The organism is Luteolibacter algae (assembly GCF_042683045.1).
Taxonomy (GTDB): Bacteria; Verrucomicrobiota; Verrucomicrobiia; order Verrucomicrobiales; family Akkermansiaceae; genus Luteolibacter; species Luteolibacter algae.
This window is the reverse complement of the sequence record NZ_JBHUIT010000014.1, coordinates 1-5,629: the sequence shown is the minus strand read 5'-3', so window position 1 is coordinate 5,629 and position 5,629 is coordinate 1. Positions and strand designations below refer to the sequence as shown.

General features: G+C 52.2%; 7 protein-coding genes. 5 read left to right on the top strand and 2 right to left on the bottom strand.

Annotated features, from left to right (window positions below; genetic code table 11):
- Positions 1-703 precede the first annotated feature (703 nt).
- The gene (locus tag ACFSSA_RS08825) at positions 704-1,468 is read right to left on the bottom strand and encodes an SDR family NAD(P)-dependent oxidoreductase (RefSeq protein WP_386820071.1); all 765 of its coding nucleotides are present in this window, start codon (positions 1,466-1,468) and stop codon (positions 704-706) included.
- 110 nt (positions 1,469-1,578) lie between these two features.
- Here ACFSSA_RS08825 and ACFSSA_RS08820 point away from each other — a divergent pair, with 110 nt between their 5' ends.
- From ACFSSA_RS08820 to ACFSSA_RS08805, 4 genes are all read left to right on the top strand, one after another.
- Positions 1,579-2,133, top strand: coding sequence for a TetR/AcrR family transcriptional regulator (locus ACFSSA_RS08820; protein ID WP_386820070.1), 555 nt, complete (start codon positions 1,579-1,581; stop codon positions 2,131-2,133).
- Positions 2,134-2,277: 144 nt separating this feature from the next.
- Positions 2,278-2,643: a hypothetical protein gene (locus ACFSSA_RS08815; protein WP_386820069.1), complete on the top strand. Its 366-nt coding sequence runs from the start codon at positions 2,278-2,280 to the stop codon at positions 2,641-2,643.
- Between the two features lie 140 nt (positions 2,644-2,783).
- Positions 2,784-3,071: a hypothetical protein gene (locus ACFSSA_RS08810; protein ID WP_386820068.1), complete on the top strand. Its 288-nt coding sequence runs from the start codon at positions 2,784-2,786 to the stop codon at positions 3,069-3,071.
- Positions 3,072-3,164: 93 nt separating this feature from the next.
- Positions 3,165-3,662, top strand: a complete 498-nt coding sequence (locus ACFSSA_RS08805) for a hypothetical protein (protein WP_386820067.1) — start codon at positions 3,165-3,167, stop codon at positions 3,660-3,662.
- An 85-nt stretch (positions 3,663-3,747) separates the two neighbouring features.
- Here the strand turns inward: ACFSSA_RS08805 and ACFSSA_RS08800 are convergent, their stop codons facing one another.
- Positions 3,748-4,761, bottom strand: coding sequence for an IS110 family RNA-guided transposase (locus tag ACFSSA_RS08800; RefSeq protein WP_386820066.1), 1,014 nt, complete (start codon positions 4,759-4,761; stop codon positions 3,748-3,750).
- Positions 4,762-5,207: 446 nt separating this feature from the next.
- On the opposite strand from ACFSSA_RS08800, the gene ACFSSA_RS08795 reads away from it, so the two are divergent.
- Positions 5,208-5,552: a hypothetical protein gene (locus ACFSSA_RS08795; RefSeq protein ID WP_386820065.1), complete on the top strand. Its 345-nt coding sequence runs from the start codon at positions 5,208-5,210 to the stop codon at positions 5,550-5,552.
- Positions 5,553-5,629: the final 77 nt, after the last annotated feature.

The following is a 5,629-nucleotide window of genomic DNA, read 5'->3' as shown; positions in this document are numbered from 1 at the left end:
TGACCATTCAACCATTAACCCACAGTCGAAGCCTCGCCCCCGGGCAGGTGTGAGAGGACTTCGATGTTAGCCAGAAAAACGAAGACTATAATATACAAGGAAACCAAATGGAATTTAGAACGCTCGCCGAGATAGGCGCACACATGACCTTCCTTTTGAGGCGGCGCGACGATGTCGAAGACCCGCGCTACAGAGGTGGCCAACTTTCGTGGCTACTGGGCGAGAATGGCTGGATGACACCTGTCTGGACACACCTTACGTTCTATTCCAGCATGAAGGACATTGTCCGATTCACCAATAAGATTTCTACTCAACTGCCCAAGACGCAGTGGCCTCATCGCGAACCAAATCAATTCAGATTCGAGATGACCGCCTTAATCGAGGAGCTTGAGCCTGATTTGCTCGACGAGGTTATTGATTACTGCAACCTAGCAAGAAGGCAACCGAAGGCTGGATTCGATAGACACCCACCAAGATTCCCGAAGGGATCAGACCATGGCGGCTACGGTTGGACAGAGCGGGCATGGGAGCTACAGAACAAACGAACAAGAGGCTAACAAGTCGGAGATGGCGACGCCGTTGAAGCTGTCAGATGAATTTGGAACTTTACACCGGCGCGCCATTCCTATAACGTTATCCCTCAAAAAATCGCCGCACCGATCAAGCGCCTGATCGGTGCAGCCCGCAGCAATGCAAATCGCGCTTATTGATTCCTCCCGGCCATGACCCCGCCATCGACATCCCAGATGGCGCCGGTCACCCATGACGATTCGGCACTGAGGAGAAAGTCGATCGCTGAAGCCACATCGGAGGGCCGTCCCACGCGACCGATGGGGTGGAACGAGTTGAAACCTTCGAGAGTGCTTTCGATCTGATCCTCCTCGATGAACGATTTGTAGATCGTCGTGACGACGACGGCAGGTGAGACTGCGTTCACCCGAATGTTTGAGTCGGCAAGCTCCATGGCGAGGTGCTGCGTCATCGCGTGGAGTCCGGCTTTCGCCATGGAGTAAGAGCTGGAGGGCGTTGCCTTGATCGCTTGCTTCGCCCACATGGACCCAATGTTGACGATGGATCCGCCTCCGTTGCGCTTCATGTTCCCGGCGACTGCCTGCGTGATAAGGAAGAGCGATTCGTTGAGGTCATGGTAGGCCTTGTAGTCAGACCGCGACTGTTCGAGGAATGGCTTTGGCGCGAAGTACCCTGCTGCATTCACCAGGCCTGAAATGGGACGGGCGCTGTCGCGGATCGTTGAGGCGAGCTTATCAACTTGAGCCGGATCATACAGATCGCACTCGATGGTCTCCACCGGGCTGTCACCGAGCGCGAGGAGTTCGTTTTTTGCCGCAGCGAGCCCTTCAGAGCCACGGGCGACCAATGTGACCGGCTCGCCTCTGGAGACGAGTCGCTTTGCCGTTTCCAGCCCCATTCCTTTGGAGCCGCCGATGATGTAAGTTGTAGTATTCATGTGATTGATCCTAGTTCGATTTGAAAGCCAACCTACCAGTAGGTAGGCTTAAGGTGAAGATGGACAATATTCCGATTGCATCAACAACTATCTACTGGTAGATAGAAAAAATGTCAGACACCCGATCCAGAATATTGGACACTGCTGAGGAAATGGTGCGCGCTGGAGGCTATAATGGCTTCAGTTTCAGGGAAATAGCATCATTGATCGGCATTAAGAGCGCATCCGTTCACCACCATTTCCCCACCAAGGAAGCCCTGACATTGGAGGTCGCACGCAGGTATCACGAGAATTTCTTCGCTGCGCTCGGCGCGCCGAAGCCAGCCGGACATGATCCCGAAGCGCAACTCGAGCTGTATTGCCAGGTCTTCAAGAAGGCATTCCAGTCATCCCAGCGCGCCTGCTTGTGCGGCGTGCTCACGAGTGAAGCAGAACAATTGCCGGACAGCGTGAGAGAGGTCGTGATCGAATTTGTCCAAGCCAATATCGCTTGGCTTGAGCAGGCACTGGAGAAAACCCCTAACGATGCAAACGCTCGCAAGCGCGCCGAACTAGTCTATTCCGCACTAGAGGGAGCCATGGGAGTTGCGTCCCTCCAGCAAGATCACCGCTGGATTGATCGAGTCTCCGAAGCTGTCTGTCTCACGGCCTTGTCGCAAATCTAGCTGGGGATAACAAGTCGTCGCAGATCAACGCCCTGCCCGCTGTGAGTTCGAATCGACATCAACGCTCGATATCGTATCATGAGTTTTGGCCGCGCCCTCGGCAGGGCGTGACTGGACTCTGACGTTCGCTACAAAATTCAAGCCATGAGCACGCCACTGATTGAGCAGCCCCGAATGCAACCTCTTATCAGAATGCTGAAACGTGAAGGGTGGGTGGTTCCACTGCTTACGCTTTCTTTCATTCGCGGTATGCATGGACTGCCAGCCGCTTTTCATGCGATCTTCTCAGTTCGTAAGTCGGATATTCAATCGTATGAACTCGTATACTCTAGACATGATCTTTGGGTGTTACAGTCTGGCCTAGTGAGCTTGGTTTCGATTCTGATTCTAATCTGGGAGATCGCTCGTTTTATCAAGGTCTACCGTTCGACGGGAACAGAAACCATCATCAACTCGAGCAAAACAACAAGCGAACAAGGCGCAGATGGCGACGCCGAGGAAGCCGTCTGATTAATTTTGGACGTGCAAGCCGGCGCCGCCATTGCTATGACGTTCGGTAAGAATTTTCATTGCTACACGCTTAGATAGTGATGGCAGGTTCAAAATAATAGCCTAAGCAAAGACAAGACACTACAGTGACACACGAGAACATGATAACCGAACAGCCAGGCGAAGTTCGCGCTGCAATATTTTTCGTCAGAGAACACCAGTGGGAGGATTTCGTGGCTATGATGACTGATAGCGACAGTAATTTTGAGAGCTGGAACGAATGGAAAGCAGCGGTTGATAGAATGACCCTGCGCCTATCTTCGGACGGCGTTACGGCAATTCGTGTTGATGTCGATCTCAACGAATTTCAATCTTGGTGCAAGCGGAATGGTACCGAGATGAACGGTCAGTCGCGTGCACGATACGCCACCGAAGCAATCAATAAATAAACCGAACAAGGCGGAGATGGCGACGCCGAGGAAGCTGTCAGATAAATTTGAGCTTTACCCCGGCGCGCCATTCCTATGACGTTCGCCAAAGAAATGAAGATCCACGCGTTCAGCATTGTAGTAGGTATCGCTGCCATCGTCGGGATCGTGGGATGCAAGAAGACCCTATTAGAGTTCGAAGAGCGTGGCAGGTTTGTTCAACGTGAACGGACTAAATTGGCCGCCATAGTCACAGACATTCAGAAGCAGAATGCAGTGAAGCGACTAATTTGGTCTGACGGACGTGAATTTGTGACGGTAATTCGTCGCGATGACGTAGTAGAAGAGGGATACGTTGGGGATCGGAAGTTTCAGCCCGAGATCGGAGATTGGATGAAGCGGCTGAAGGCATCAGGCTGTCACGGATTTAACGATGATAGGATCGATGGCCTCACCATCCTATACCTTGATATCTCCACCCACATCGCAGTTCCAACAGCAGAACAATTCAAAGACCAATATTCCGCATGGGCTAAGGCGGGGAAGGATCCGGAGGGGATGCGCTGCATTGATCTTGGACACGGCTGGTATCTCGCTACCGACAACAATTGAAGAAGGCGAACAAGATGCTGCGTTGAAAGCGCAAGAGTAATTTGTCGGTTTTAGGAGTTTTCTGTGGTGGTAGTGAAGGGATATTTCAAGACCCGATGAAGCCTCTTTTTTCGGGGTTGTAGGGTAGTCCTGACTTGAGGATTCCGTAGATCTGGTGGAGCAGTTTGCGCATGATTGCGATGATGATTTGTTTGGGTTTCTTGCCGTTTTCCTTGAGCCTGTCGCCGAAGGTTTTGAGCAGGGGATTGTTGTTCCTTGCTGTCATGGCGGGCATGAATAGACCCCGTCTCAAGCGCACCGATCCTATCTTGGTGATGGGTGTCTGGGTCTTGCCTGATGTCCCGCTCTGGAAGTGACGTGGTGTTAGGCCGGACCATGCGGCGAGCTGGCGCGCATCTTCGAACTCGGACAGATCAGGAAGCTCGGCGATGATGATCTGAGCGGCAACATCCCCGATGCCGGGAATGGTTTTCAAGAGCTTGTATTTGGCGAGGAGTCCGGCGTCGGATTTGATGGTTGTGAGGATGCCTTTGCGGATGGATTTGATCTCCTTTTCCAGGAATTTAATGGTCCGCTCGAGCGATGCCACAACGGTTTTCTCCGGTTTGGCGGAGAGCCTGGTCTTGAGTCTTGCTGCGTCCTGGGTGAGGGAGTCGGCATGGCGGCTTAGCTCGGTGATTCGTTGCTGCTGCGGGCTTCGCGGCTGCCAGGGACGTAGTTCGTGTTGTTCTGCTTTAAGGAAACGGACGATGAGTTTGGCATCGGCTGTGTCGCTTTTGTTGCGCCTGAGTTTTTGTTGTCCGAATGATTTGATCCGCTGGGGATTGAACAGATGGAGGCTGTTGATGCCACGTTGGTGAAGAGCTGTGCCAATGGCATCGCCGTAGTGGCCGGTCTGTTCGAGGCAGGCACTGAGTTGGGCGGAAGGGGCTGTTTTGTTGAGCCATTTTACGAGTGATTTCACGCCAGTGGAGGTATTGTCGAAACGCTCGGAAGAGGGTTGGTCCGGGCTGATGATGTGGCAGAAGAGATCCTTCTTTCCGACATCGATGCCGAGGAAAAAGCTGGGCGGGGTAGTGGTTTTTATCGTAGTTTTCATATTGCTATTGGTTGTCCGTAAAGGGCTCCCGAAACATCTCTTGGCGGAGGAGTCACAGTCTCATCAAAACAGATTCGCAATGATCTAAGATGCTGCTCGGACTTTGAGGCCAGGAGCGCCGCATCGTGCCTTATCTTGTTCACAGACTCATCCGTTGGAGCGGAGGTCTTGACGGAGCTTCAGATTGCACGATGCGGCCGTTTTGGGTTCCTATATGGGAACGATTGTTATAGCCCATGTGGGCTCGAAAGCGATCTTATGAGGCGGAGATGGCGACGCCGAGGAAGCTGTCAGATGAATTTGGAACTTTACACCGGCGCGCCATTCCTATGACGTTCGCTAAGAAATGAAGAATCCTTCCAATGAGCCCCACTTGTAAATTCTCGTTTAGTTGGAGTGTCGGCATGTTTGTTCTCCACATTGGAATTACCATCGCTTTAGCGTCCATGTTATTTGCTTCCGGAATGGCTAGTTTCACCTCAGAACCCGGCATCGTATTTCACGGTGGGAAGCTGATCATGTGGGTTTGGAGTCCGTTTGCAATGGCCGAATCTAACGGTAATGGTCGAATCGGAATAACGCCTGAATTTGCAGCTTTCCTTTGGTCGGTGATAGTCGGAATTCTCACAGGTTTTATCATACCTCTATTTCTTAAGCAAAAGGCTCAGAAACAATTGATGCCCGGTGCGAATCCAGACTTGATTGGCACACCGTGGGAGCGAAAGACCTCGGAGAAGTTAGACACGCTCCGGGAGGCACAACAAAACAAGTCGGAGATGGCGGTGGCCTGACCCCATTTTCTGAACAGTTCTAAACTAGAGCTAACGTGGCTGGTGTTTGTCTAAGGAGAGGGGCGGGTGTGGTCAAG